This is a genomic window from Bacillus sp. 5mfcol3.1, assembly GCF_900114335.1.
GTDB lineage: Bacteria > Bacillota > Bacilli > Bacillales > Bacillaceae_G > Bacillus_A > Bacillus_A thuringiensis_S.
Map to the genome: position 1 here is coordinate 141700 of NZ_FOST01000005.1, position 25676 is coordinate 167375.

Here is a 25676-nt window from a genome sequence, read left to right on the forward strand (position 1 = left end):
CACCAGAGCCACTGCCACCAGAACCGTTACCGCCGGAACCATTACCGCCGGAACCATTGCCGCCAGAGCCGCTGCCGCCAGAACTACTATCGTCCTGAGAACCGTTATTTCCTGGAGGTTTATTATTATCCTTTAAATTTCCTTCGGCAAAATGATCGCTATTTTGTACAATAGCGTTTGTTAATGGTTGGAAGTTCTCAGTTGCAGCATTACCGATATTTAAACCGCTAAAAAAAGATAAAGAGAGTGTTGATGCTAAAATGAAGATTTTCGTCATGGTTTTCCTCCTAAGAAATTAATATTCCATCTAAAATACATCCCTTTGTAATATTTCTTAGGAAAAAGAGTTTTATGCAAAAAAAACTATATATAGAAAAAGGTGGTGTATTTGTCAAAGCAGAAAAGAGTTAATGTAGATTTCCTACAAATAGTAGAGGCGGGGAATTTACATTCATAACGGTAGAGGAAGTGGCAGTAGATGAAAGAGTACATAGCGTTTGATATTGGCGGTACGCAAATTAAGTATGGCATTGTTTCAGAAGTAGGGAGAGTATTAAAGCGTAAAACAGTTGCAACAGAAATTCATTTAGGCGGAGAACAAATTATTCAAAAACTTATATATGTATCCAAAAAAATAATGAATGAACATACTATTACAGGAATTGGTATTAGCACTACGGGAATTGTTGATATTAATAAAGGAATTGTGACGGGAGGTGCGGATCATATTCCGGGATATAGTACTATTCCTATTATTGATAGATTGCAAGAGATATTAAAAGTTCCAGTATCGATTGACAATGATGTGAATTGTGCAGCGTTTGGAGAAAAGTGGAATGGTAGTGGAAGAGAGAAAGAGAACTTTATTATGCTCACCCTTGGAACAGGAATTGGAGGAGCAATTTTTATAGATGGAGAATTGTACCGAGGACATTCATTTAGTGCTGGTGAATGGGGGAATATGTTAATAGAAGGAAAAACGTTTGAAGAGGTTGCTTCGATTTCAGGATTAATTCGGCTTGTAAGAAAATATAAAGGCAAAGGCGAGTGGAATGGGAAAAAAATTTTCGAGTTGTATGATAAAGGAGATTGGGAAGTTGCTCAAGCAGTTGGGATCTTCTTTAAACATTTGGCGATCGGAATTAGTAATCTTGCTTATATTTTTAATCCAGAAACGATTATTATTGGTGGAGGAATTACCGATAGAGGAAATGAGTTTTTAAAAGAAGTAAAAGAGGAGGTCAGTAAATACTTAAATCAAGAGATTTATAATAATTGTGAGATTGAACTTGCACAAAACGGTAATTGTGCAGGAATGATTGGTGCTATTTACCACTTCTTACATCATCATAAGTAAATTATATGAATGTTTTCATATAACTGAGAATTTATCCTTTTTATCGCTAGGTAAATAATGCTACAATATAAGAGAAGAATACAATATTTTCCGATTTGGAAAATGCTTTGTAGAAAGGGAGAAACTTCATGCCTATTATTTTAGAAAAAGGTCAAAAGATCGATTTAACGAAAGGACAACCAAAAGTAGCAAAACTACAGGTTGGCTTAGGCTGGGATCCAATTGGGCAATCAGGTGGATTTCTGTCTTCATTATTTGGAAGTAAACCAAATGTAGATTGTGATGCATCTGTTGTTATGTTAGAAGGAGATCGTTTTTTAAACAAAAATGATTTAGTTTACTTCGGAAATAAACTTTCTACTTGTGGTAGTATTATTCATTCAGGAGATAATTTAACAGGCGAAGGCGCTGGTGATGACGAAACAATTTTCGTAGAATTACATAAAGTTCCGAGCCGTATTAATCGTTTAGTATTCGTTGTAAATATTTATGACTGTGTAAATCGTCGTCAAGATTTCGGGATGATTCGTAATGCATATATTCGTATTCAAAACCCGCAAACTGGTGAAGAATTAGCACGCTATAATTTATCGGATAATTATGCTGGCAAAACGACTCTAATTGCAGGTGAAATGTATCGTCACGGAAGTGAATGGAAGTTTTCAGCAGTTGGAGAAGGAACACAAGATAAAAACTTAAGTGAGATTGTATCACGTTATCAATAAAATAACCGAGGAGGAATTGTATATGGCATCAATTTCATTGAAAAAAGGACAAAAGGTAGACTTAACAAAAACGAATCCAGGTCTTTCAAAAGTTCTTGTAGGACTTGGTTGGGATACGAATCGTTATGATGGACAAAACGATTTCGATTTAGATGTTAGTATTTTCTTAGTAGGTGCTAACGGTAAAGTTTCAGGTGCAGAGGATTTCGTCTTCTATAATAACCCAAAAGGTGCGAATGGTGCTGTAGAGCATTTAGGAGATAACCGAACTGGCGAAGGTGAAGGCGATGACGAATCGATTAAAGTAGATTTGAAAAATGTACCTGCACATATCGAACGTATTTGCTTCACAATCACGATTTACGATGGAGAAGGACGCAGCCAAAACTTTGGACAAGTTTCTAACTCTTTCGTACGTATTTTAGATGAAGAAAAGAATGCAGAATTAATTCGTTACGATTTAGGAGAAGATTTCTCTATTGAAACAGCCGTAGTAGTAGGTGAATTATATCGTCATGCAGGTGACTGGAAATTCAATGCAATCGGAAGTGGATTCCAAGGTGGGTTAGCGTCTCTATGTAATAATTTTGGTTTAGATGTAGAGTAATAGATTTGATTTATATATCCATCGGTGAAATGCGTGTATACCGATGGATATATTTTTAAAGATAAAAATATAGAGGTGAATATAGATGGTTATTCAATTACAAAAAGGACAGAAAATCGATTTAGGTAAGACAAGCCCTGGTTTAACAAAAGCAGTAATTGGTCTTGGATGGGATATTAAATCTTATGACGGTGGATCAGATTTCGATTTAGATGCATCTGCCTTTTTATTAGATGCAAACGGAAAATGTACGAAGGAAACTGATTTTATTTTCTATAATAATTTACAGTCTCCTTGTGGATCTGTTTTACATACAGGAGATAACCGTACAGGCGAAGGCGAAGGCGACGATGAGCAACTTGTTGTAGATTTGAAGAAGGTTCCAGCAGATGTTCATAAAATTGCTATTACAGTTACGATTTATGATGCAGAAGGCCGTAGTCAAAACTTTGGGCAAGTTGGAAATGCGTTTGTTCGTTTAGCGAATGAAGAGACGAATGAAGAAGTTCTTCGTTTTGATTTAGGGGAAGATTTCTCCATCGAAACAGCAGTTGTCTTTTGTGAATTATACCGTCATAATGGACAGTGGAAGTTTAATGCAGTAGGAAGTGGATTCCAAGGTGGTTTAGGTGCGCTTGTAAGAGCGTATGGCTTGGATGCATAGAAAGGAAACGATATTCGTTTCCTTTTTTTGACCTTTCTATAAATCTAGCAAAGAATAGGGGATAAAGGTAAGATGAGTATTTTGCAAGGAATCCTTGATACGTATGCTCAGTTTTTCGACTTGGACATGTGGATTAAAGTGTTGCAAGATCCAGTATCTTGGGGATTAATAGGTACACTTGTTGTACTTGAAGGGTTGTTATCTGCTGATAACGCACTTGTGTTAGCGGTAATGGTAAAACACCTTCCGGAAGAAAAACGTAAAAAAGCGTTATTCTATGGACTTATTGGAGCTTATGTGTTCCGCTTTATTGCGATTGGAATCGGGATGTTCTTAATTAAATTAGCATGGGTAAAAGTGTTAGGTGCACTTTACTTAGCGTGGCTTTCAGTTAAATACTTCATTGATAAAAGAAAAGGTAATACAGAAGAAGAGGAATCTCATGGTATGAACCAAAATAGTATTCTCTTCAGAATGTTCGGTGTCTTCTGGGGAACAGTTGCGATGGTTGAATTAATGGATATCGCATTCTCTGTAGATAGTGTACTTGCTGCATTTGGTGTATCTAATGAAGTTTGGATTTTACTATTAGGCGGAATGCTAGGTATTTTAATGATGCGTGGTATCGCTGGTGTATTCTTAAAATTGTTAGAGCGTATTCCAGAACTTGAAACGACAGCATATATTTTAATTTTAATTATTGCAGCAAAAATGTTATTGTCTGTTATTCATATTGAAATAAGCCATACAGTGTTCTTCATTATTTTAGTTGTAGCATTTGGAGCAACATTTATACTTCACTACATGAAGAATTCTGGACAAGCTAAAGAAGAAGTAGCAGCTACTAAAGAAGACAATAAATAATTGAAATGGGTTTGCTCGTTTTGCGAGCGCCCATTTTTTATAACCAAAAATAGTTTATAATAGAAGAAGGACTTAGAAAAAACGTAAATGTTTTTGGAGGTGAACTGTTGTGTTTTCACGTTTTACACTTCAACCATATGCATTAAAAGATGAATCAGATTTAAAGCAATTTGAAGCGCTTTTAGAAAAACGCCCACAATATGAGCTGACAGAGAATGAGATGAAATTTAGTTATATAGCATGTCGAATCCTAGGCGTTCCTAATGATGTAGATGAATATTTTAATGAACTGTTTGATTATAGTGAAGCGAAAGGAATCGAAGTTTTACACGAACAAAATTTAAACAAAGTGATTGATTCAGAAAAGCTTCGTCATATTCAAGAAGTGTTCGGATTACATCAAGAAGCACCAAATGGTCTGACAGTAAATAGGTTAGTTGCACACTTATCTGGGAAACAACTTTTACCGAAAGTAGACAACCCTGATTTACAGCATTACATACATACGACGTTTATTGCAGTATTGAAATTATATGAGAAACAACATAATCAGTCGTTAAAGACAGAAGGCTTCCGTCGTTTCTTAATCGACATAATTAAACTAAGCGAAAATTACGTAGCGAAGTGGTTCTCTACGATTAATTATAAGAAACAGATGCCACGTATCGTTTGGTATGGTGATGCACAGGAAAGCCGTATATATTTCTTATATTTTCTTATTATGCTCGGTTGTGATGTGCTTTATTATCACCCCGAAGGAAAAGATGGATTTGAAAATATTGATGAAGAGGGAAGAACTTTTATTGTGCCCCATCCGGGTCGCATTTCTCTTGAACCATTCCCTGATCGCCGCCGCGAGCGTGTTGCAACAGTAGCGTATCAAGCTTCGAAAGAAATTGAACAAGTACTTCACCACGATAATTCACTATTATATAAACCGTGGCAATTCCGTTCGTATACACCTGTAGCACGTACGTTAAAAACGACATATGATGAACTCTTTTTAATTACGAAAGAAAAGGCATTTGTACGTCCAACATTCTTTGTTGAAAATAAACATATTTATATTCCTTCTTTATTTGCGAAAATATCAGGCGTTTCAAAGAATGATAAAGAATATTTTCAACGATTAAAGGCTGTTACATCATTTGATAACAGTTTATTAATTAATACATTCCCGTTTACGAAAGAGCAAAAAGCAAACTTCCAATATCATTATCGAGATGCATTGGACCGAGCTGGAAAATTACATCCTGATCTAATTATGAATAGCCATTGGTGGCCGCATAAGCGTTTACCGGAAGGTTTACAACATGGGATTGCAGAGGCGATTATCCATACGTGCGAAAGTGAAATGTGCAAACCAATTGCGAAAGAGACGAAACAAGATGTAGCGCTATATGTTTTCGCACAACTTTCTCAAATACCACCCAATATTTTAGAACAGCTTGAGAAATTTGATTATTCACAAGATGTACCGAAAATTGTTATATTTAATAATGAGAAGAGCGGAGAATTAACTCGTTCTGACGCTGTTTTATTACTATTTTTAAATCAAATTGGAGTAGATGTATTCCATTTCAATCCCACGGGCAGAAACGATATTGAACCATATGTTGAAGCGGGAGCATTTGATTCCCATTGGCTTGAAGAAGTTAATTTCGATCTTGAGTTTCATGGTTCATCAGCCTATAAAAATTTATCACAAACAATAAAAGGACTATTTCGTCCATTTTTATAAGGAAAGGGAGAATACCATATGAATAACCCAGTCGTACTAGATTCGAAAACTGAATTGAATGAGCAAACCGCACAAGATGTTCGCTTGCAACTTAGACAAGATGCAGATGTGCAACGTATTTATAACGCAGTAGATATTAAAGATCAATTGGAATTAATTGAACTTGGAAAAGAACCTTCTATGGAAATTTCACGTTTTGCTGATCAAATTTTACATACAATGTCATTATCAAAGATAGAAGATTCTGGTGAATTGTTAAAGCAACTTGGTAAAATTATGGACAGATTTGATAGTAAAGACTTTGCAGAAGAAAAAAGTGGTTTCTTCTCGCGCATGTTCAAAAAAGCGGATAAAATGATAGAACAAATCTTTAGTAAATATCAAACGATGGGCCGCGAAATTGATAAGGTTTATGTGGAAATTACGAAGTACCAAGATGAGATGAAAAAATCAATTGGAACGTTAGATGGCTTGTATGAGCAAAACTTAAAATATTATTTAGACTTAGAGAAGTACGTAGTAGCAGGAGAAATGCTATTAGAGCGTTTAAATACAGAATTAGTTCCGATGTATGAAGAGCGCGTGCGTAATAATGATCAATTAGCAGGTATTGAATTAGAGTCGCTTAAAAACTCGGTTGAAATTTTAGAGCAACGTATTGATGATTTAGAAAAAGCGCGTATGGTTGCGCTACTTACAGCGCCGCAAATTCGCATGATTCAACGTGGTAATAATAAATTAATTGGTAAAATCAATACAGCATTTATTACAACGATTCCTATCTTTAAAAATGGTATTATTCAAGCAGTAAATGCGAAACGTCAAAAGCTTGTTGCAGATTCTATGGCTGAACTTGATCGCCGTACAAATGAATTACTTAAGAAAAATGCACAAAATATCGCAACGCAAAGTGTAGAAGTAGCGAGATTATCAGGTTCTTCTAGTATTAAGATGGAAACGCTTGAGGAAACTTGGAACATTATTTCAAGAGGTATGCAAGAAACACAACAAATTGAAGAACAAAATAAACGTGAGCGTGAAGAAAGCCGCAAGCGTATGGCTACATTAACGGAGAATATCAAAAAAGAATTACAAGGATAAATGAAAAGGCAATGAGGAATATTCCTCATTGCCTTTTAGTTTCTCTTCACTAATTTAATAATCTCATTCACAATAAGTGGAATGATACTCAATAAGAGAACAAATCCCCAATCTCGCATCGTTAATGCATGTACACCGAATATATTTGCAAGGGGCGGGATGGAGATGATACAAACTTGCATAAGAACACCGATAAGAAGGGAGAAAACTAAATATTTATTTGTAAAGATCCCAATTGAAAAAATTGATTTCGTTCTTGAACGCAAGTTAAATGAATGAACGAGCTGAGAAAAACTAAGGACGACAAATGCCATCGTTTGAGCGTGTAATAGAGCATCGTCATCAATTCGCTCTGGGAAAAGAGGGAATAAATTTGTATCTCCAGTATAGAATTTTGCTCCGGCGATAAAAGCTATTAGCGTTAAAAGTCCAATGATAACTCCATTGAAAATTAGGAAAGGAACGCTGCCACTAAATAAGCTTTCTTTTGCATGTCGTGGTTTTTCCTTCATCACATCTGGATCTTCAGGATCAACCCCAAGTGATAATGCAGGCAGTGTATCTGTAATTAAATTCACCCATAAAATATGAATAGGTCGTAGTGGTGTTGCCCAGCCGAGTAAAATTGCTAAAAATAAAGCGATAATTTCTCCGAAGTTACAAGAGAGTAGGAAGAGAATTGATTTTTTTATGTTGCGATAAATATTTCTACCTTCTTCAACAGCTTTCACGATAGATGAAAAATTATCATCTGTTAACACAACATCCGCTGCCCCTTTTGCAACGTCTGTTCCTGTAATGCCCATCGCTACGCCGACATCGGCTTGCTTTAAAGATGGTGCATCATTGACGCCATCACCAGTCATAGAAACGATATTTCCTTTCGCGCGTAATGCCTTTACAATTTTCACTTTATGCTCTGGAGAGACTCTAGCGAATACATTTAAATGATTAATTTTGCTAGCTAGTTCTGTATCAGAAATGTTATCTAATTCAGTTCCAATCATAATTTCTGATATTTCTTCAGCAATGCCAAGTTCTTTGGCAATTGCAAAGGCGGTATCTTTATGGTCACCAGTAATCATAACTGTGCGAATACCGGCTTTTTTACATTCTGTAATTGAATCTTTCACTTCAGTTCGTGGTGGATCAATCATACCGACAAGACCAATAAAGATAAGATTTTCTTCAAGATGATTTATATCCACATCGTTTGAATTGTATTGTTTAAATGCGAATGAAAGTACTCTTAAAGCTTCTTGAGACATTGCTCCGGCAGCTTCTAATATTTGATTTTTATCAGAATCAGTTAAAATCTCGATTTTGCCGTTTTTAAAAATATGGGTACATCGAGGTAAGAGCTTATCAATAGCGCCTTTCGTCATGCTATAGTAGCTTTCATCGTATGTATGTACGGTTGACATCATTTTACGATCTGAATCGAAAGGTACTTCGTTAACACGTTCATGTATTTTTTCTAAATGATCTTTTTGCATGTTAAAAGTGGTTCCAGCAACGAGAAGTGCAATTTCAGTCGGGTCTCCCGTTTGTGATTCGTTAGTGTAAGAAGCATCATTACATAGCACCATATTTTCTAACAATAGACGTTGCGCATCATTATTTACATTTAAACTTTCTAAGCGATCGTATGTGTTATCACTATAAAAGTGAGTAACGGTCATTTTATTTTGCGTTAACGTACCTGTTTTATCTGAACAAATAATTGTGACAGAACCGAGGGCTTCAACAGCTGGTAGTTTCCGAATGATAACGTTTTGTTTAATCATACGTTGCACACCAATTGCAAGAACGATGGAAACAATAGCTGGCAAGCCTTCTGGAATAGCTGCAACGGCTAAACTAATAGCAGTCATAAACATTTCTAACGTATCCCGGCCTTGTAAAAAACCGATGAGGAACATAACGATACAAATAGCTACAGCGACAAAGCCTAAATATTTTCCGACTTGTGCTAAGCTTTTTTGAAGTGGTGTCATATCATCGTCTGCTTCATGTAAAAGGGTAGCAATCTTACCAATTTGTGAGTTCATTCCAGTTTCAACAGCAACACCGACGCCTCTTCCGTATGTTACAAGAGTGGACATAAATGCCATGTTTTTTTGATCGCCGAGTGGTACTTGCTCATCACTTTGCATGGAAGGGTGGTAGATTGCATCTTTATCAACAGGGACAGATTCACCAGTTAGAGCAGATTCTTCAACTTTTAAATTTGCGGTTTCAATAAGGCGTAAATCGCATGGGATATATCGTCCGGCGTCGAGCATAACGATATCCCCTGGAACGACGTGCTCAGATGGAATTTCTTTTAGTTCACCATTTCTCTTGACGATAGCTTTAGGTGTTGCCATCTTTTTCAATGCCTCTAAAGCTTGTTCTGCTTTCGATTCTTGGACAACACCGATAACAGCATTTAAAACTACAACAAGCGCGATAATACTGGCATCCGCCCATTCACCTACAAAGGCAGAAATAAGGGCAGCAATAATAAGGACATATACGAGGACGTCATTAATTTGGGCGAAAATACGCTGCCATAAAGTGCGTTTTTGTTTTGTAGCTAATTCATTAGAACCGTATTGCTTTAAACGTTCACTTACAATCTCATCTGTTAAACCGTGTTGTTCGTTTGTTTCTAGGTCAATCAATGTTTGATCTTTCGTCTTACTGTACCAATTGCTCATAAGTAAGCACCTCCAGTAAAAACAGTTAGCAATGGTAGTGTTGCTATTATTTGTGAGTAGTATGTATGGAGAAAAAATCTAAGGTGAGGTTCTACTTCTATTGTACAATATTTTACAGTTGGTTGAGGGAAAGAGAAGAGTTGTCATGAATTTGTTGGAAATAAAAAAGAGCCTCATATAAGAGAGGCTTTTTTACTTTTTAATTAATGTACCTAATTCTTCTGTAATAGCTTGCATTTCACTAATGCTGAATGTTTCACGTTTCATAACATGATCATAAATATCACGTAAATCTTCGTACATTTCTTCGTTAAAACTAGCAGCTCTCATCGCTCCAGCATTAACCATACGTAATTTTTCTTTAATAGCTTCGACCATGTATTCAACGTTTTCTTCTGACTTTACGGATAAATCCACCGAAGTGTCCCCCTTTAAAATAACATAAGGCTATCTTAACATTTTTTATCATTTTCGTTAATGGATCTTTTCAATCCTATTAAATTAGTAGGGATTTCCTTTATATTTCATAATTGGTTGTTTATACTATAAGTATATATGAAGAAATGCACCAAGAAGGGAAGAAACAAAAACATGGTTCAAGTATTGTTTGTTTGTCTTGGGAACATTTGCCGTTCTCCGATGGCAGAAGCGATTTTTCGAAATCTTGTCGTAAAAGAGGGACTTGAAGAGAAAATTGTCATTGATTCTGCAGGAACTGGAGATTGGCATGTTGGCCATCCGCCACATAAAGGAACACAAAAAATTTTAAAAGAAAATGCAGTCACTTTTGAAGGAATTAAAGCAAGGCAAGTAGAAAAAGAAGACTTAACAAAGTTTGATTATATTATTGCCATGGACAACAAGAATATAGCAGATTTAAAAAGTTTAGGTAAAACTGGAGGCTATATTGGTAGGCTGTCCGATTTTGTTCCAGACGGTGGCTGGACAGACGTTCCTGACCCTTACTATACAGGGAATTTCCAAGAAGTATATGACCTTGTAACAGAAGGGTGTGCAAAGCTATTAGCTTTCATTCGAAATGAACAAGGAATATGAGGAAGCTTAGAAAGAAATACTTTCTAACATAAGAAATGAAAGGGTGAAGGAATATGGCAAAGAAAAATAATATTGCTCGAAACATTGCGATTGGTGTAGCTGCAGGTGTAGCGGTATCCATGTTAAAGAAAGAAAACCGTGAAAAAGTAAAAAATACAGCAGAAAAAGCAAAAACAAAGATGATTGAAATTGGTGAAAATGCAAAGATCAAAGAAAAAGTGCAAACTGTTACAGATAAAGGACGCGAACTTGCTGATTTCAATGTTGTAAAAGCGAAAGTAGCAGAAATTAAAAAATTAACGCCATCTGTTGTAGAGACGTTAAAAGAAACGAAAGAAATTTTTAGTAAGAAAAAAGTTGAGCCAGAAGAAAAGCCAGAAACGATTGAAATTCAAGCTGTATCTCCAAAGGTAGATGAGCTGAAAGCAGAAGAAGAGCCAGTAGTTGCTGAAGATGGTGGTATGAAAGAAGCGCGTGAATTATTTATAAAAGACTCAAATGCAGTGGAAAAAAAAACTGAAGCGTACATTGAGTTAAAGCAAGATAAAGAAGAGAAGAAAAGCGTTTAAACATATATGAGAAAAATTTTAGAAAAGGTGAGAAGAAATCGTACTTATTCGTTTGGTAAAGATTTATATGACCGGACGATGCGCGATGATGTAGCGGGCTTGGCAGCACAGCTCGCTTATTTCTTCTTGCTTGCAATTTTTCCTGGGCTCGTTTTCTTAATTACGCTTCTTGGATTTATTCCCATTCAAACAGAGGATGTGCTTAGTTTATTAGAGGTTTATGTACCAGATGATGCAATGAACTTAATTGAGGTAAATGTAGATAAAGTTGTAAACCAGCAAAATGGTGGTTTATTATCATTTGGTTTATTATCCATGTTATGGTTTGCCTCAAATGGTGTTAATGCGGTTATGAATGCTTTTAACCGCGCTTATGACGTAAAGGAAACACGTTCTTTTATTACAACAAGAGCGTTATCAATTGTGTTTACATTAGCTATTATTTTTATGATTGTCTTTGCGTTAATTGTTCCGGTATTCGGACAAGTTATTGGAGCAGCAGTGTTTAAAGCACTCGGTTTATCAGATAGTTTTTCTTTCGTATGGAGCATTACACGATTAGTAGCGAGTTTCTTCGTACTATTTGCTTTGTTTAGTTTCTTATATACATTTGCACCAGATCGAAAGTTAAAAAGAAGAGAAGTTATTTCAGGGGCGTTATTTGCTACTGTAGGATGGATTGTGGTGTCTTACTCATTTGCTTATTATGTAGATAAGTTTGCGAATTACGCCAATACATATGGTGGTCTCGGTGGTATCATTATTTTAATGTTATGGTTTTATTTAACTGGATGGGTAATTTTACTTGGCGGTGAAATTAATGGTTTACTCCACCATTATAGAACCGGTGACAATAATTCCCGTAATGAATAATGAGTTCTTGTTCCATAATAAAAAGGAACAGGGGGGATATTTCATGAGTAATAATAAAAAGAACCATAATAATAAAAGTAATAATAAACAAAAGAGCAGTTCGCATCCAAAGCATAAAACGAGTAGCAGTGCGAACGGTCATAATAGCTATCACTAAAAAAAACGGGTCCTCTATGAGGGACCCGTTTTATTTGCTTCCTTTTAGTAATCGTAAGCCATTCAAAATGACAAGAATCGTACTTCCTTCATGGCCAATAACACCGAATGGAAGAGCTAAAAATTGCAAGAAGTTTGAACAAATTAGCATGGCAATAACGGCTAGCGAAAAGATTACGTTTTGCTTCACAATACGGTTCATTCGTTTTGATAAACGAATTGCTTGGGAAAGGCGAGATAGTTCGTTCTTCATCAGTACAACATCTGCAGTTTCTAAAGCTACATCTGTTCCTTCCCCCATTGCGACACCAATGCTAGCAGTAGCTAGGGCAGGTGCATCATTTATACCGTCTCCAACCATTGCTACTGTACCGTATTTTTCTTTTAACTTTTTAATCGTTTCAACTTTTGTTTCTGGTAAGCATGATGCATAATATTCCTTTATATTACTTTCAGAGGCAATTGCTTTTGCCGTTTCTTCATTATCTCCAGTAATCATAATTGCTTCGACACCAATGCTTTGTAAATCACGAATAGCAGCTATTGTTTCTTGGCGAAGCGTATCTTTTAAAGCGATAAGTCCAAGAATGCCTCCCTCATCACTAATATAAACGACAGTTTTACCTTCTTTTTCAAGTGAGGCAGAAATACCATTATGAAATGTCTTTGTTTCTTCACCGATAAAATCAGCTTTACCTATTTTATAAGCGTTGTTTTCCAATATTCCTTTTAGACCAAAACCAGTTACATCTTCAACCTTTTCTGGTTTTTTTAAAGTAATGTCGTACGCATGTTGTGCATATTTAACAATGGATTCAGCTAAAGGATGTGTAGAGTGACTTTCAATTGATGCTGTAATATAAAGTACTTCTTTTTCTGTTATATTTTCTCGAACATATACATCTGTTACGGTAGGTTTACCTTCTGTTAATGTTCCTGTTTTATCAAACGCGATTGCTTTCACAGAAGCAAGGCGTTCTAAATGTATACCGCCTTTAAAGAGAATACCGTTTCTCGCTCCGTTAGAAATGGCTGATAACGTAGCTGGTGTAATGGCAGCTACGAGCGCACAAGGAGATGCGACTACAAGTAAGATCATAGCGCGATAAAACGTTTCATTCCAGCTCCAGTCAAGTAAGAAATGAGGAACGAACATCATAAGCGCAACAACGAGTAGTACACCTTTTACGTATGTTCCTTCAAACTTTTCAATGAATAGTTGTGATGGTGATTTTTCACTTTGTGCACTTTGGACGAGACGGATAATCTTTTGGAATAATGTTTGATCGCTCGGCTTCGTAATTTTAACTTCGATAGCACCACGTAAATTTACAGTACCGGCAAATACTTCATCGCCATGTCTTTTCTCATTTGGAATAGGTTCTCCTGTGATTGCTGCCTCATCGATATTTGTTTCACCGTTATGAATCGTACCGTCAGCAGGAACACGTTCACCGGGTTTAATTAAAATAATGTCGTTAATTTGTAACTCTCCAACCGGAACACGTTCCTCAGTTCCGGTGGAAATACGTAATGCTTCTTCAGGCTGTAAGTCAAGAAGAGCGGAAATTTCTTTTTGGCTCTTACTTAACGTATAAGATTCCATAGCACCGCTGAGTGCAAAGATGAAGATTAAAATAGCCCCTTCTGCCCAGTAGCCAATAATTGCAGCACCAATAGCTGCAAAGAGCATTAGCATTTCAACATTTAGCTCTTTTTCTTCAATCGTATCTTCAATTCCTTCTTTTGCTTTTGCATATCCACCAACTATATAAGCAAGGATATACCAAGTAATACCTACATTCATTGCATCGTTCTTTGTAAATAACCAACCAACTAAAATAAAAATACCAGATGCTACTGCAAATACAAGTTCATAATGTTTTTTTAATGTGTCCCATAAAGAGGGATGAGAAATTGTTTCTTTTGCGTGTAACGTTTTTACTTCTGAGTTCATTACTACTCGCTCCTTCCGAATTCTTATTGAGAAAAATAATCAAAATCGAAACCCCTATAAAACGACGAAAGCTGCCATCCATAATGGATAGCAGCATTTCTGTTGAATCTGTTTTTAATCGTTCTTATGTTGTAATTATTCTATAGTATATCATATGTTTTTATGAGATGGTACGGTTTTGTTTCAAGTATAAACGGAAAACTTGTGTTTTCGCAATTCCTTTGGTATATATGAATATTGTTCATAAAAAGGTCGGAAAGGAAGACAACAAGTGAAGACAGAGAAATTTTTTACCCATCCGATTGGCGTATTTATTGCTGCAATAGTAGCAACTTTTTTATGGGGAAGCGCATTTCCTTTTATTAAATTAAGTTATGTTGAACTTGGAATTCAACCACAAGAAGTTGGAGAGCAAATATTATTTGCCGGTTATCGTTTCTTTTTATCTGGATTCATGCTCTTATTATTCTTTAAAGTGTTAGGAAAAGATATGAGCTTCAAAAAAGGAACGGGGAAACAGTTAATACAAATTGGTTTATTCCAAACGTTTCTTCAATATATCTGTTTTTATATTGGAATGAGTTATAGTTCGGGAATTGAAGGAGCTATCATTTCAGGGACATCATCATTCTTTCAAATTTTACTCGCCCATTTTTTATATAAAGATGATGCCCTCAATATGAGAAAAATAATTGGCGTATCGATTGGCTTTTGTGGCGTCGTTTTAGTAAATATGCCGAGTGATGGTAGCTTATCATTTCATTTTGGAATCGGAAGCTTATTACTTCTTAGTGCAGCAATGCTGTATTCATATGGAAACATATTAGCGAAAGAAGGTAGTAAAACGTTAGATGTTGGCTATATGACGGCATACCAAATGATGTTTGGTTCTATAGGATTATTATGTATAGGGGCTTTACAAGTTGGAGTAATGCCATTTACATTTAGTCTACATGCACTACTTATGCTGATTTATTTATCTTTCTTATCTGCAGCTGGTTTTTGCATTTGGAATACAATTATGAAGTACAATAAGGTTGGAAAAGTATCTATGTATATGTTCTTTATACCCGTATTTGGTGTGTTATTATCGAGCATGATTTTAGGTGAAGCAATTCATTCATTTGTGTTACTCGGTTTAGCATGTGTAGCCGCGGGAATTATTGTGGTAAATCGGACGCCAGCTAAGCAAAAAATAGAGAAAGAAAAACAAGTAGCATAGAAAGCAGAAAAGCGATTACAATGGAAGAACAGTACTGTTCTTCTTTTTTTATAGAAAAAGGATAATAGACTAAGTGTAACGAAAAAAGATACAAAAAGCATTTATTGAGGAGAACATATTATGAATCTACTTTACGTGGTGTTAATTGGGCAAATACTTCTTTTTTTAATTGGTGCAATTTATGCAATGCGGCAGACAAAAAGAACGAAAGATAATATGCCGTTACCTTTAGCAATCCGTCTTATTCTTAGTTTTTCTTTAACAGGTAGTGCAATTTGGATATGGTTACAAGATCCATCTGTAGAGTATAGTACGTGGGTTGCACTTGGTATGACTTTATCGACTGTGGGAGATTTGTTTATGGCTGGGCTGATTCCAATTGGTCACAGGTTAATTGGTGGGATGGTTACTTTCGCTCTTGCTCATTGTTTTTATGTAAAAGCATTTTTGCAAACAGGAATTTCGTGGAATGGTTTTTGGATTGGCTTACTCGTATATGGGCTCTTTCTAATTGTAGGATGGTTCTTCTTTATCCGAAATGATAAACAGGATAAATTGTTTACGATAGGAGCTCTAATTTACGGATTGTGGGTTGGAGGAATGGCTTGCTTTGCATTCGCCTTATATTATGAAAATACAGGAATATGGTGGATACCAGCGTTTGGTGGTTTACTGTTTGTGATTTCTGATTTTATTATTGGCGTGACAGATATCGGAGGGCGTAAATTGAAGTATGAGCCACTTTGGATTTGGTTTACATATGTAGCTGCTCAAATGTGTATTGTATATGTGGGATTATAAAAAGATACTCTCAAAATAGTGAATAGACTATTTTGAGAGTATCTTTTTTGCTTGTTTAATTTGATCAGTATTACCATTTTGAAATTTCTAATATTATAATTTTATAATTCAGAATTTTGTAGAAAAATATCGGTTGTATTATTTATAATAAAAGTAAAAAGATGATGAGATGGTGAAATGATGCAAAAGAAAAAACGTTGGCGTGAATTCTTTGGAACTATTGCAATTGCATGTTTATTGGTGTTTTTGGCGAAAATTTTTGTGTTTTTCCCTACGACTGTAAAAGGAGCATCTATGAGGCCAACGTTGCAAGATGGAGATAAGGTAATTGTTAATAAGTTAGCAAAACAATTTGAAAGCTATGGGAGAGAAGATATTATTGTTGTGAAAACAGATAATTTTTATGTCAAAAGAGTGATTGGATTATCTGGAGATATAATTGAGATGAGAAATGATCAATTATATGTAAATTCTGAAGTGAAAGATGAAGAGTATTTGGATAGTAATAAAAAACAAGCAGAAAAAAAACTTATGAATTTAACAGAGGACTTTGGACCGATTACAGTTCCTAAAAATAAGATTTTTGTTATGGGAGATAATCGCTTAATAAGTAAAGATAGTAGAAATGGTTTAGGTTTTATTGATAGAGAAGATGTGTTAGGAAAGTTAGCAGGCATTTATTATCCGTTTGAACATATGAAAATAATAAAGTAAAAAACCAAGCAAATTTTAGTTTGCTTGGTTTTTTTGTTAAACAGTAGGAGATTCGTTAGATACAAACATATCTTCATGTTTCTTTGTAGTACTTAAAACGAATTTATGTTGTAGCAATTGTAGTTTAAATAACGCCAAAGGATCATGATATGTTTCTGGATTGCTTCTTAGCGTTGCTAATGTTTGCTCGTCTTCCTTTATCTCAAGTTGAGCTGCATCCACATTTTGTTTCAATATGCTAAGTGGATCTTTAAAGAACATCATGATATCACGTTCTAATGCACCTTCAAATACTTCAAATTGTAGGAAGAATTGTTTTGAAATTGTGTGAGCAATTTCTGTATAGTCTTCTGTTTCAATATATTGTTTATATTTGTTGGCGAGCATAGATTGATTTTTTTGCATATTACCAAATAATTTTCCGGCACTTTTTAAGAAAAACTGTGTTGGTGTAAAGCGTAATAAAATATTGATGTTCGTTACTGTAATTCGATTTGTCATTCGTACAACATCTCGATTCCAATCATCTAATAATTTGAAATCGCAAGGAAGTTTCATACGTTCTTCTTTATATAATTTATTAAACGTTTCACTCATTTCATCTAAATAAGCTTGAGCTTGAATAAATTCATTATGTGCTGTTTCAATCCATTCTTGAATAGACCCAGTAAATTTAGGAAGAAGTACCTGTTGTACATGCTTTTGAACTCGTTCATTCATTGCAGCATTTAATTCTTCATGAACTAGTTTGAAATCACTATCTTCTTGAACAAGATCAGAGCAGCTCTGTAATAATTCGGGAATTTGAGAATGTATATCTCGTGTAATTTCTTCTTTCGTTAAAAGATAGGATTCGGTAATAGAGCGAATTTTATCTTTTTCAAGAGCAGTAAGGTTATTAATAAATCCAGTAAGTTTCACTGAGATGTGTTTATTCCAGCGTACGGATTTTACTAATGTATTTTCTAATTCCACACGTTCATTTATGAGATAAGCAATTGTCTTTTGCGTAAACCATATTAGCTTTTCTATACGTTCTTTTTCTATATCGCGTTTTGCAAGATTAGAGAGAATAGATTCTGTTACATCTCCAAGTTGCTGACTACTCTCTTGCGAAGGAGAGTATGGGAAGAATTGTGCATCTGGAAAATGTACTTTAAGTTTACTAATTAGTTTTTCATTAGTAGTCGTATTATTTGTGTGTAATACGAAGTGAATTTGTAAGTTTGGTACTTGTTCACGTAAATAAATTAACGTATCAATTTCTTCACTATGCAATGGTGAAGAAGAATTTAATACGTAAACAAGGCTATCTGCTGCTTGTAAGTATTCAAAGTATGCATTGTTTTTATCCAATTGTCCTTGAATGGATGGTGTAATAAGAAATGTAAACTTATTTTTTCTTAAAAATCTACTTGGTAGCTTAATTTCTATACATTTTTTCTCAAGTTCTGACTGAGCAGATGTAGCCGCTATTTGGTGGAATTCATCAAGGTTAGAGATATTTCTGATATCTAACTCGGTAAATTCTGTTATTTCAGTTTGACTAGCGTCTTTAAATAGAATAGGAGTTGTTAAAGTTTCAGTTAAGATGTTCTCTCCTAATATTGAATTAACAAATGATGTTTTATCATGGTCACTAGTTCCAGCTATTAGTAGTGGTGTGACATTTAAATCACATAGTTCATGGACGAGTAGCGTAAATTGATGACTTAAATCTACATCATTTTTCTCAGCCCATACAGCGATTGTTTCGAATAAATGAGAAACTATTTCCATATTTACATCTGCTTCAGCTGATGTATTAGAAAGTAAGGATCCAGCACTTTTTACGAGTAATGATTCTAAGGTTGTAGGTGAGACTTCATTCCATGCTAATACTGCTGCAGAGACAACTAGAGAATCTTTTGCTTTCGTTAAACTGAACCAATTTGTTAATAGATTTGGTACAAGTCCGTTTAATTCATGCATAAAATGATTTCCGGTAATTAATGCAAAGTATGTTTCTTGATAGCGAGTAGAAATTTCATTCCAATCGTCATTATTGTCTGTTTCAATATGCAAGAATAAATGATTAATACTTTGAATCCAAGGAAGGTATAAGGATTCATGTTGGTAGCTATTCCAAAGAGCAATAACAAGTTCTTTAAATTGAGCTTGATCAACAGCATATAGAGCTTTTAAAGACTCATAGAAATATTCAGGCTTAATATTTTTAGTAAATCCTTTGTTTATGTAATTTATTAATGTATCAAACCAGTGTAAAGATTGTGTTCGAATACCTTCTTGAACAGCTAGTTCGATAGCGTTGTTCCAATCTTCTTGTTTTTCATAGAAAGAACGTGCAATTGCAGTAATATTTGGGTAATCCGGTTGGAATGCAACAGCTTCACTAATCGTCTTAAAAGCAAGTCCTAAACGATCTTGTTCGATATAAAGAGAAAGAAGTTGTAATGAAACTTCCATCGTAAGAGTTGTATCTTCTGTTTGAATAGATTGATAAATTTCTTCTGCCTTTGGTAGGAATCCTAGTTCAAAATAAGCATCTGCAATATTTTTTGTTGCCCAAAGTGCAAGAGTATTATTAACTTTTTCCCATTTAAATATAGCTGCTTCAAAATCTTTATTTTGATAATAAAATTCACCTTGAGCAAATCGAATATTAGAAATGTTGGAGAATTCATTTTTAGATTCATTTATATATGCTTCACCGAGTACTTCCGATGCAGGAGTAGAAGTTTCTTCTGTTAAAAATGTTTTATAGTAAACTTTTTGAATAAATTGATTTTCAATGGTCATGTTCGTTCCCCCCTGTATAATTTAGAAAAATGATGTTGTATGTAAAAGGGTTCATGTTCTTTTAATAGGTAGAAGTTGTATTATATAGACCAAACTATGTTTTTGGTAGATATATCATTTTTCTTGAGAGTTAAACCGTTGCGAAAAGTAACTTTCCTTTATTGTAACAAAAAAACACGCATATGAATTTTTATTTTTTATCAGGACATTTGCAGGCAGTAAGAATCTAATCTCAAAATTAGTGAATGTAAGTGAGTTATGTGGGAGTCGGGATGTCTGTAGAAGCAAGATTGGCATAGGTTAATAATTACAAAACTCCCACTGATTAAAGTTTCACTTTATCTCTGTTAAAGGAAAGAATAGAAGTAGAGTTCATTATAAAAACAATGTATAGTGAATATGTATACCATGTTTGCCTTAAAGATAGAAAGGGTACAATGTGGAATAACGATCGTGCATAGGATGTGTCTTCCGAATGGAACAACATATTGGCGAGTTAATCGCGCATTATGGCTATTTTGGAATTGTTATAGCTTTGGCTGGTGGGATTGTCGGATTACCGATACCAGACGAGTTTTTATTGACCTTTGTTGGTTATAATGTTTCAAAAGGAGTTATGTCAGGAACTGCTGCTTTTTTAAGTGGGATGGCTGGTGCGATGTTAGGGATCACGTTAAGCTACATATTAGGTTTAAAACTTGGGCTCCCTGTTTTAAAGAAATATGGGCCGAAAATTAGAATTAAAGAACATCACATTGAAAAAACACATATTTTATTTGAAAAATATGGGCCATTTCTTTTAATGATTGGTTATTTTATACCGGGAGTACGTCATTTAACAGCATATTTTGCTGGGGTATCAAATTTGACACTTTGGCGTTTTTGTTTGTACGCTTACGGTGGTGCGCTCATTTGGATAAGTGTTTTTATTGGGCTTGGCTGGAAGTTAGGCGAGAAGTGGCGCTTCGTTGAGTATAGTTTACATCATTATGGAATATGGATTTTATTAATTTCAGCAGTTGTTACATGTGTTGTATGGTTGTACATAAAGAAAAAGAAAAACCGCTAATAGCGGTTTTTTTAGCTGAAAGCAATAAATAATACACCAGCTGTAATAAAGACTACACCAACACCGGTCATAAAGTTTAACTTTTCACCGAGGATAATCATAGCGAGAATGATAGAAAATACGACGCTTAATTTATCGACAGGAGCTACTTGTGAAACCTTTCCTGTTTTGAGGGCAAGAAAATAAAATAGCCATGACGAAGCACCTGCAATCCCACTTAATGTGATAAATAGCAGTGCTTTTTTATTTAGCAGTACGTCGCCGATATTTTGAAATTTACCTTGTATGATAATAACGCCTATCATAAATAATGCCATAATAATAGATCGAATTGTTGTTGCAACGTTTGCATCGATGCCGTCTAAACCAAACTTTCCAAAAATCGATACAAGGGCAGCAGCAATTGCTGATAATAGTGCAAATAAGAGCCACGAACTCATAGTAAAATCCCTCCAATCTTACAGTATTATACATGAAAATGATTCTCATGTATAAAGTTGAAGCAATTGAGGTTTATAGGAAGCACGACTTCAACTTAACTTCTTGCTCCACCTGAATTTTAAGGTGGGAGTTTTACTGCCTGTAAATAGTGGGCTAAATAACGAAATAATCCCCACCTTATATTTTTAATAAGGTGGGGATTATTATACTACTCTGCAATTTCCTCATATAAAAAGTACGTTACATTATAAATATGTTCTACTTCATCGTCTGTCATAAACAGTAATTCGTCACGCTCAATCCCTTTTTTCTTTTCAATAAACTCAATCATGTTTTTGCGTTCTTCTCTCTTCATCAATTTTATTTCTCCTCTCAATCTGTTTTAATACAGTTTATTTAAGTTAATGCTATTATATAACAGAATCTTTAGAAAGTTCCACCTATTTTATTGTTTTTTTCAAAAGAACTTTTCGACAAAACAAGCCCACCTAAGGGGGGCTTGTTTTATTTTATAGTCGTAAAAACTCAGGCTCCGTCGTACCGGCACCATCGATGTAATAAATTGTGTCGGGATTGATTTTTATCAATACGTAATTAGGGTCTTCAGGACCGAGTAACCAACGTTTTAAGCTATTATTCCAAAACTTGTTTTTTAATGTCGAGTCTTCCTCGATTGAAGCTAACCCTTCAACTTCAATATAATCTTCATCTAATTTTTTTCCTTCTCGTCCGAGTAATACATGGACATTAGGATTGTTTTCAATATCTGTTATTTTTTTTGATTTCCGATCTGTTGCGATATATAACACAAAATCTTCGTGGAAAAACATCATAAAGGCACTATGAGGTTTATTTTCACGTACAGTAGATAATACACCAGTTCGTTGACCGCATATAATAGTTTCAATTTTTTCTTTTAAATGCATGCTTTTAGCCTCTTTTCATACTTTGTAGTTTTCTTCGTCAAAATAAGAATGAAGTATCTTTCATACTCTTTTCATCAAGATGATTTTTTAAACGTAATTGTGATGAAATCGGACAAGTTAGGAGAAGAATAATAATAATATTGTGGAGAAATACATACTATGGAAGGGTGAAAAGCATGTTTAATAAAATATTTCTTATAGTAGCACTTATAGGTGTACCACTATCTGTACTTGGAAAAACACTTCATTGGCCAGAAACAATTATGTTCGCTGTGTATTGTATTACGATTATCGCGTTAGCTGGTTTTATGGGGAGAGCAACAGAGAGTTTAGCAATTGTATCTGGTCCTAGAATAGGCGGATTATTAAATGCTACTTTCGGTAATGCTGTTGAACTTATCATTTCAATTTTTGCACTTCAAGCAGGGTTAATTGAAGTGGTGTTAGCTTCTTTAACGGGTTCTGTACTTGGAAATTTATTATTAGTAGGAGGACTATCCTTCTTTGTAGGTGGACTTAAATATAAAAGGCAAAGCTTTAATGTTTACGATGCAAGGCATAATTCAGCTTTATTAATATTTGCTGTTGTCGTGGCCTTTGTTATTCCAGAGATCTTTTCAATGAAGATGGACGTTGGCAAGACGTATCAATTAAGTATAGGTGTTTCTATTATTATGATTATCATGTACATTGCTGCATTACTATTTAAGTTAGTTACGCACCGTGGTGTATATCAACATAAAAGTGACGAAGTAGCGCATGAAGAAGAGCCAGAGTGGTCGAAAGGGAAGGCACTCCTTATTTTAGCGATAGCAACACTGGCGGTAGCTTATGTATCAGAGGCGCTCGTGCATACTTTTGAAACTGTTGCAAAATCATTTGGTTGGTCAGAATTATTTATAGGGGTTATTATCGTTGCAATTGTTGGAAATGCAGCGGAACATGCATCTGCAATTATTATGGCTTATAAAAATAAAGTAAATATTGCAGTCGAAATTGCAATAGGTTCTACATTACAAATCGCCATGTTTGTTGCTCCTGTACTAGTATTGCTATCTATGTTCTTCGCGCAGAGGATGCCTTTAGTATTTACCATACCAGAACTTGTATCTATGATTACAGCCGTTTTCTTAACGATTGCGATTTCAAATGATGGAGATACAAACTGGTTTGAAGGCGGCACTTTACTAGCGGCGTATGTCATTATGGGAATTGGTTTTTATTTATTATGAAAAATAGGCATAACAATTGTGCTCAGAGAAAACAATAAACAAAGTAGTATATATACCTTTACATAGGAAGGAGCCAGACAGGTGAAACGAGTATACAGCATATGTCTTTCAACTATGGTCTCGTTTATTTTATTATTTCCTAACATGAGTTTTGCAAAGACAACAGTAGGAACAAAAATGCCTTCATCTGTTTTAAATATTTCAAAAGACAATACATTTCCAAATGATGCACAAGATTTGCCACGTTTACAGCCAAGTAAGTTTGCTCAAGAACTATTGAAAACAGCTAATATTAAAATTGAAAATCCAGACTTAATTCGGATGTTTAATGAAACGACAATTTCAAATGCGCCGCTTGCAGTAGGGTACCGGGCAAAAATTTATTTAGGTCAATGGGCTTTACATTATGAATCAGTAGACACATCGATTAATTGGGAATATAAACAAGTGAATCGAAATGTGTATGATAATCGCGGAGGAGACCGTTTATATCCACTTCGCTATAAGCAAGAAACACAAAAGACGGTTGAAGGCGATTTAACAGCAGATATGAAAGATGCTGCAGATGTGAAAAAAATGATGCTTCTCAAAGCGCTTGAAAAAGTACAATTGCCCCTTTCGTTTAAAACAACTATTGGTTATGGTACTGGACATGAGCGTGTGTATAATATTAGTCCGAGTCAACTCGGATATTTATACGCTTATACACCAGCAGTAAATGAAAAGGGAAAAGTAACATTTGGAGAAGTGTATCTTGTATTAAAGGGAAATCAAAAAAGACTTGTTGTGAAAAATATTACTTCTCAAGGAATTGGAGCGGCGATTCCAATTCATGATTATTTATTTTTTAAATTCATTTCTTCCTCCCACTCGCAATAACATAAAAAAACGTCAGCTTATAAGCTGACGTTTTTTATAATGTAATGTTTGCTGTTTTTGATAAGAAATCTTCTGTCGGATAGTAGCTGTTTTTTACAAGAACATTTGGTCCAAGACATTTTACTGCAGGACAGTGACAGCTTAATGATTTTGCTGTTTTTGAAGCACTCCATTTGTCATATGCTTCTTGTAATGTGTTTGTTTGTATGTTTCCTAGAAGTGGAACATCACCAAAGTCCGTCACAATAATATTTCCATCGAAAATATTTACATTTAAACGAGAACGGCCATCTGGATCATTACGAACAGTGACATTTTTGCTCTCTTGTAATTTTTTAAATGTGGCAATGTCTCGCTCGTCATCGCTACAAGCATAGAAAGGTAACGTTCCAAATAACATCCATACATTTTCATCGCGAATTTCTAGTAAATGCTCAATAGCATCACGAATTTCAGCTTTTGTTAAAATCTCTAGATTACTCGCGAAGTCACTTGGATACATTGGGTGAACTTCATGACGTTTACAGCCCATCTCTTCGACGATTTGACGGTGAATATGTTCAATATGTGGTAGAGTTCTTTTGTTTAACATTGTTTCGGCCGATACAAGTACACCTGCATCTGATAGAGCCTTACTATTTGTAATCATTCTTTCGAATAATTTTGCACGTTGTTCGTAAGTAGGTTTACGCTCCATCATTGCAAATCCGCCTTCAACGAAGTCATCAATTGTTCCCCAGTTATGAGAGATATGCAACACGTCTAAATAAGGAATAATTTGTTCGTAACGTGCTAAATCTATAGTTAAGTTAGAGTTGATTTGAGTGCGAACGCCTCGTTCATGGGCGTATTTTAAGAGTGGTGTTACATAGTTGTCGACGGATTTTTTTGAAAGCATAGGTTCTCCGCCAGTAATACTTAAAGAACGTAAATGAGGAATCTCATCTAATCGTTTTAATAAAAGATCCATCGGAAGCGGATTTGGGTCTTTCGGCTGTAACGTGTAACCAACAGCGCAATGCTCACAGCGCATATTGCATAACGTCGTCGTTGTAAATTCAACATTTGTTAATAGTAGTTTGCCGTACTCTTCAAGGTCCATATACGCTTCCCATGGATCGTAAGAAGGAGTAATCGGCTTCATTTTTTGTGATATCGTCATATGAAATACTCCTTTGACTATTGAAATAACAATTTGTCCATTCTCTATAATAGAAGAAT

Annotated in this window: 24 protein-coding genes and 1 pseudogene; 16 read left to right on the plus strand and 9 right to left on the minus strand. The window is 35.0% G+C overall.

Annotated elements, in window-relative coordinates; genetic code table 11:
• Window positions 1-277, minus strand: a pseudogene (locus BM089_RS23370) (cell wall anchor protein); the annotation flags it as partial.
• Between the two features lie 201 nt (window positions 278-478).
• Here BM089_RS23370 and BM089_RS23375 point away from each other — a divergent pair.
• From BM089_RS23375 to BM089_RS23405, 7 genes are all read left to right on the plus strand, one after another.
• Window positions 479-1357, plus strand: a complete 879-nt coding sequence (locus tag BM089_RS23375) for an ROK family protein (protein WP_090978242.1) — start codon at window positions 479-481, stop codon at window positions 1355-1357.
• 128 nt (window positions 1358-1485) lie between these two features.
• Window positions 1486-2082 carry a TerD family protein gene (locus tag BM089_RS23380; protein ID WP_001121586.1) on the plus strand — a complete coding sequence of 199 codons (597 nt, stop codon included), beginning with the start codon at window positions 1486-1488 and terminating at the stop codon, window positions 2080-2082.
• 22 nt (window positions 2083-2104) lie between these two features.
• Window positions 2105-2689 (plus strand): TerD family protein, encoded by a 585-nt coding sequence (locus tag BM089_RS23385; RefSeq protein ID WP_000146729.1) that lies wholly within the window; start codon window positions 2105-2107, stop codon window positions 2687-2689.
• Window positions 2690-2774: 85 nt separating this feature from the next.
• Complete coding sequence (locus tag BM089_RS23390; RefSeq protein ID WP_000236649.1) at window positions 2775-3353, plus strand: TerD family protein; 579 nt, start codon at window positions 2775-2777, stop codon at window positions 3351-3353.
• A 72-nt stretch (window positions 3354-3425) separates the two neighbouring features.
• Window positions 3426-4217, plus strand: a complete 792-nt coding sequence (locus tag BM089_RS23395) for a TerC family protein (RefSeq protein ID WP_090978244.1) — start codon at window positions 3426-3428, stop codon at window positions 4215-4217.
• Between the two features lie 109 nt (window positions 4218-4326).
• Complete coding sequence (locus BM089_RS23400) at window positions 4327-5958, plus strand: YceG family protein (protein WP_090978246.1); 1632 nt, start codon at window positions 4327-4329, stop codon at window positions 5956-5958.
• An 18-nt stretch (window positions 5959-5976) separates the two neighbouring features.
• Window positions 5977-7059, plus strand: a complete 1083-nt coding sequence (locus tag BM089_RS23405) for a toxic anion resistance protein (protein ID WP_001064413.1) — start codon at window positions 5977-5979, stop codon at window positions 7057-7059.
• A 35-nt stretch (window positions 7060-7094) separates the two neighbouring features.
• On the opposite strand, the gene BM089_RS23410 is transcribed toward BM089_RS23405, so the two are convergent.
• Together BM089_RS23410 and BM089_RS23415 are read right to left on the minus strand one after the other, a co-directional pair.
• The gene (locus BM089_RS23410) at window positions 7095-9761 is read right to left on the minus strand and encodes a cation-translocating P-type ATPase (RefSeq protein WP_000073697.1); all 2667 of its coding nucleotides are present in this window, start codon (window positions 9759-9761) and stop codon (window positions 7095-7097) included.
• Window positions 9762-9953: 192 nt separating this feature from the next.
• On the minus strand, window positions 9954-10178 hold the full coding sequence (locus BM089_RS23415; protein WP_000366196.1) for a DUF1128 domain-containing protein: 225 nt from the start codon (window positions 10176-10178) through the stop codon (window positions 9954-9956).
• A gap of 174 nt (window positions 10179-10352) precedes the next feature.
• On the opposite strand from BM089_RS23415, the gene BM089_RS23420 reads away from it, so the two are divergent.
• From BM089_RS23420 to BM089_RS23430, 3 genes are read left to right on the plus strand one after another with little or no spacing between them, the layout of a single operon-like run.
• Window positions 10353-10817, plus strand: a complete 465-nt coding sequence (locus tag BM089_RS23420) for a low molecular weight protein-tyrosine-phosphatase (protein ID WP_000250916.1) — start codon at window positions 10353-10355, stop codon at window positions 10815-10817.
• A gap of 53 nt (window positions 10818-10870) precedes the next feature.
• Window positions 10871-11386: a DUF4075 domain-containing protein gene (locus BM089_RS23425; protein WP_001085387.1), complete on the plus strand. Its 516-nt coding sequence runs from the start codon at window positions 10871-10873 to the stop codon at window positions 11384-11386.
• 6 nt (window positions 11387-11392) lie between these two features.
• On the plus strand, window positions 11393-12259 hold the full coding sequence (locus tag BM089_RS23430) for a YihY/virulence factor BrkB family protein (RefSeq protein ID WP_001226536.1): 867 nt from the start codon (window positions 11393-11395) through the stop codon (window positions 12257-12259).
• A gap of 187 nt (window positions 12260-12446) precedes the next feature.
• Here the strand turns inward: BM089_RS23430 and BM089_RS23440 are convergent, their stop codons facing one another.
• Window positions 12447-14372, minus strand: coding sequence for a heavy metal translocating P-type ATPase (locus BM089_RS23440; protein ID WP_090978248.1), 1926 nt, complete (start codon window positions 14370-14372; stop codon window positions 12447-12449).
• 271 nt (window positions 14373-14643) lie between these two features.
• On the opposite strand from BM089_RS23440, the gene BM089_RS23445 reads away from it, so the two are divergent.
• From BM089_RS23445 to lepB, 3 genes are all read left to right on the plus strand, one after another.
• Window positions 14644-15594 carry a DMT family transporter gene (locus BM089_RS23445; protein ID WP_000845702.1) on the plus strand — a complete coding sequence of 317 codons (951 nt, stop codon included), beginning with the start codon at window positions 14644-14646 and terminating at the stop codon, window positions 15592-15594.
• Between the two features lie 120 nt (window positions 15595-15714).
• The gene (locus BM089_RS23450) at window positions 15715-16395 is read left to right on the plus strand and encodes a lysoplasmalogenase (RefSeq protein ID WP_001051080.1); all 681 of its coding nucleotides are present in this window, start codon (window positions 15715-15717) and stop codon (window positions 16393-16395) included.
• A gap of 177 nt (window positions 16396-16572) precedes the next feature.
• Window positions 16573-17109: a signal peptidase I gene (gene lepB, locus BM089_RS23455; RefSeq protein WP_000983310.1), complete on the plus strand. Its 537-nt coding sequence runs from the start codon at window positions 16573-16575 to the stop codon at window positions 17107-17109.
• Window positions 17110-17145: 36 nt separating this feature from the next.
• On the opposite strand, the gene BM089_RS23460 is transcribed toward lepB, so the two are convergent.
• Window positions 17146-19908 (minus strand): tetratricopeptide repeat protein, encoded by a 2763-nt coding sequence (locus tag BM089_RS23460; protein WP_064532174.1) that lies wholly within the window; start codon window positions 19906-19908, stop codon window positions 17146-17148.
• 475 nt (window positions 19909-20383) lie between these two features.
• Between BM089_RS23460 and BM089_RS23465 the strand changes: the two genes are divergently transcribed.
• Window positions 20384-20977: a DedA family protein gene (locus BM089_RS23465; protein ID WP_000434878.1), complete on the plus strand. Its 594-nt coding sequence runs from the start codon at window positions 20384-20386 to the stop codon at window positions 20975-20977.
• 11 nt (window positions 20978-20988) lie between these two features.
• On the opposite strand, the gene BM089_RS23470 is transcribed toward BM089_RS23465, so the two are convergent.
• From BM089_RS23470 to BM089_RS23480, 3 genes are all read right to left on the minus strand, one after another.
• Window positions 20989-21417 (minus strand): EamA family transporter, encoded by a 429-nt coding sequence (locus BM089_RS23470; protein WP_000100295.1) that lies wholly within the window; start codon window positions 21415-21417, stop codon window positions 20989-20991.
• Window positions 21418-21626: 209 nt separating this feature from the next.
• Window positions 21627-21773: a BH0509 family protein gene (locus BM089_RS23475; RefSeq protein ID WP_000817786.1), complete on the minus strand. Its 147-nt coding sequence runs from the start codon at window positions 21771-21773 to the stop codon at window positions 21627-21629.
• A 154-nt stretch (window positions 21774-21927) separates the two neighbouring features.
• Window positions 21928-22344 (minus strand): pyridoxamine 5'-phosphate oxidase family protein, encoded by a 417-nt coding sequence (locus BM089_RS23480; RefSeq protein WP_016083647.1) that lies wholly within the window; start codon window positions 22342-22344, stop codon window positions 21928-21930.
• A gap of 176 nt (window positions 22345-22520) precedes the next feature.
• Between BM089_RS23480 and cax the strand changes: the two genes are divergently transcribed.
• The gene (gene cax / locus BM089_RS23485; RefSeq protein ID WP_000482136.1) at window positions 22521-23576 is read left to right on the plus strand and encodes a calcium/proton exchanger; all 1056 of its coding nucleotides are present in this window, start codon (window positions 22521-22523) and stop codon (window positions 23574-23576) included.
• An 81-nt stretch (window positions 23577-23657) separates the two neighbouring features.
• Complete coding sequence (locus BM089_RS23490) at window positions 23658-24455, plus strand: YfkD famly protein (RefSeq protein WP_002098868.1); 798 nt, start codon at window positions 23658-23660, stop codon at window positions 24453-24455.
• Window positions 24456-24489: 34 nt separating this feature from the next.
• Here BM089_RS23490 and yfkAB read toward each other — a convergent pair whose 3' ends face one another.
• Window positions 24490-25617: a radical SAM/CxCxxxxC motif protein YfkAB gene (gene yfkAB, locus BM089_RS23495; protein ID WP_000156022.1), complete on the minus strand. Its 1128-nt coding sequence runs from the start codon at window positions 25615-25617 to the stop codon at window positions 24490-24492.
• Window positions 25618-25676 lie beyond the last annotated feature (59 nt).

Bases quoted from the DNA above. Each gene is read 5' to 3' on its own strand.
- BM089_RS23375 (WP_090978242.1), top strand. From the start codon at position 479: ATGAAAGAGTACATAGCGTTTGATATTGGCGGTACGCAAATTAAGTAT.
- BM089_RS23380 (WP_001121586.1), top strand. From the start codon at position 1,486: ATGCCTATTATTTTAGAAAAAGGTCAAAAGATCGATTTAACGAAAGGA.
- BM089_RS23385 (WP_000146729.1), top strand. From the start codon at position 2,105: ATGGCATCAATTTCATTGAAAAAAGGACAAAAGGTAGACTTAACAAAA.
- BM089_RS23390 (WP_000236649.1), top strand. From the start codon at position 2,775: ATGGTTATTCAATTACAAAAAGGACAGAAAATCGATTTAGGTAAGACA.
- BM089_RS23395 (WP_090978244.1), top strand. From the start codon at position 3,426: ATGAGTATTTTGCAAGGAATCCTTGATACGTATGCTCAGTTTTTCGAC.
- BM089_RS23405 (WP_001064413.1), top strand. From the start codon at position 5,977: ATGAATAACCCAGTCGTACTAGATTCGAAAACTGAATTGAATGAGCAA.
- BM089_RS23410 (WP_000073697.1), bottom strand. From the start codon at position 9,761: ATGAGCAATTGGTACAGTAAGACGAAAGATCAAACATTGATTGACCTA.
- BM089_RS23420 (WP_000250916.1), top strand. From the start codon at position 10,353: ATGGTTCAAGTATTGTTTGTTTGTCTTGGGAACATTTGCCGTTCTCCG.
- BM089_RS23425 (WP_001085387.1), top strand. From the start codon at position 10,871: ATGGCAAAGAAAAATAATATTGCTCGAAACATTGCGATTGGTGTAGCT.
- BM089_RS23430 (WP_001226536.1), top strand. From the start codon at position 11,393: ATGAGAAAAATTTTAGAAAAGGTGAGAAGAAATCGTACTTATTCGTTT.
- BM089_RS23440 (WP_090978248.1), bottom strand. From the start codon at position 14,372: ATGAACTCAGAAGTAAAAACGTTACACGCAAAAGAAACAATTTCTCAT.
- BM089_RS23450 (WP_001051080.1), top strand. From the start codon at position 15,715: ATGAATCTACTTTACGTGGTGTTAATTGGGCAAATACTTCTTTTTTTA.
- lepB (WP_000983310.1), top strand. From the start codon at position 16,573: ATGATGCAAAAGAAAAAACGTTGGCGTGAATTCTTTGGAACTATTGCA.
- BM089_RS23460 (WP_064532174.1), bottom strand. From the start codon at position 19,908: ATGACCATTGAAAATCAATTTATTCAAAAAGTTTACTATAAAACATTT.
- BM089_RS23465 (WP_000434878.1), top strand. From the start codon at position 20,384: ATGGAACAACATATTGGCGAGTTAATCGCGCATTATGGCTATTTTGGA.
- BM089_RS23470 (WP_000100295.1), bottom strand. From the start codon at position 21,417: ATGAGTTCGTGGCTCTTATTTGCACTATTATCAGCAATTGCTGCTGCC.
- BM089_RS23475 (WP_000817786.1), bottom strand. From the start codon at position 21,773: ATGAAGAGAGAAGAACGCAAAAACATGATTGAGTTTATTGAAAAGAAA.
- BM089_RS23480 (WP_016083647.1), bottom strand. From the start codon at position 22,344: ATGCATTTAAAAGAAAAAATTGAAACTATTATATGCGGTCAACGAACT.
- cax (WP_000482136.1), top strand. From the start codon at position 22,521: ATGTTTAATAAAATATTTCTTATAGTAGCACTTATAGGTGTACCACTA.
- yfkAB (WP_000156022.1), bottom strand. From the start codon at position 25,617: ATGACGATATCACAAAAAATGAAGCCGATTACTCCTTCTTACGATCCA.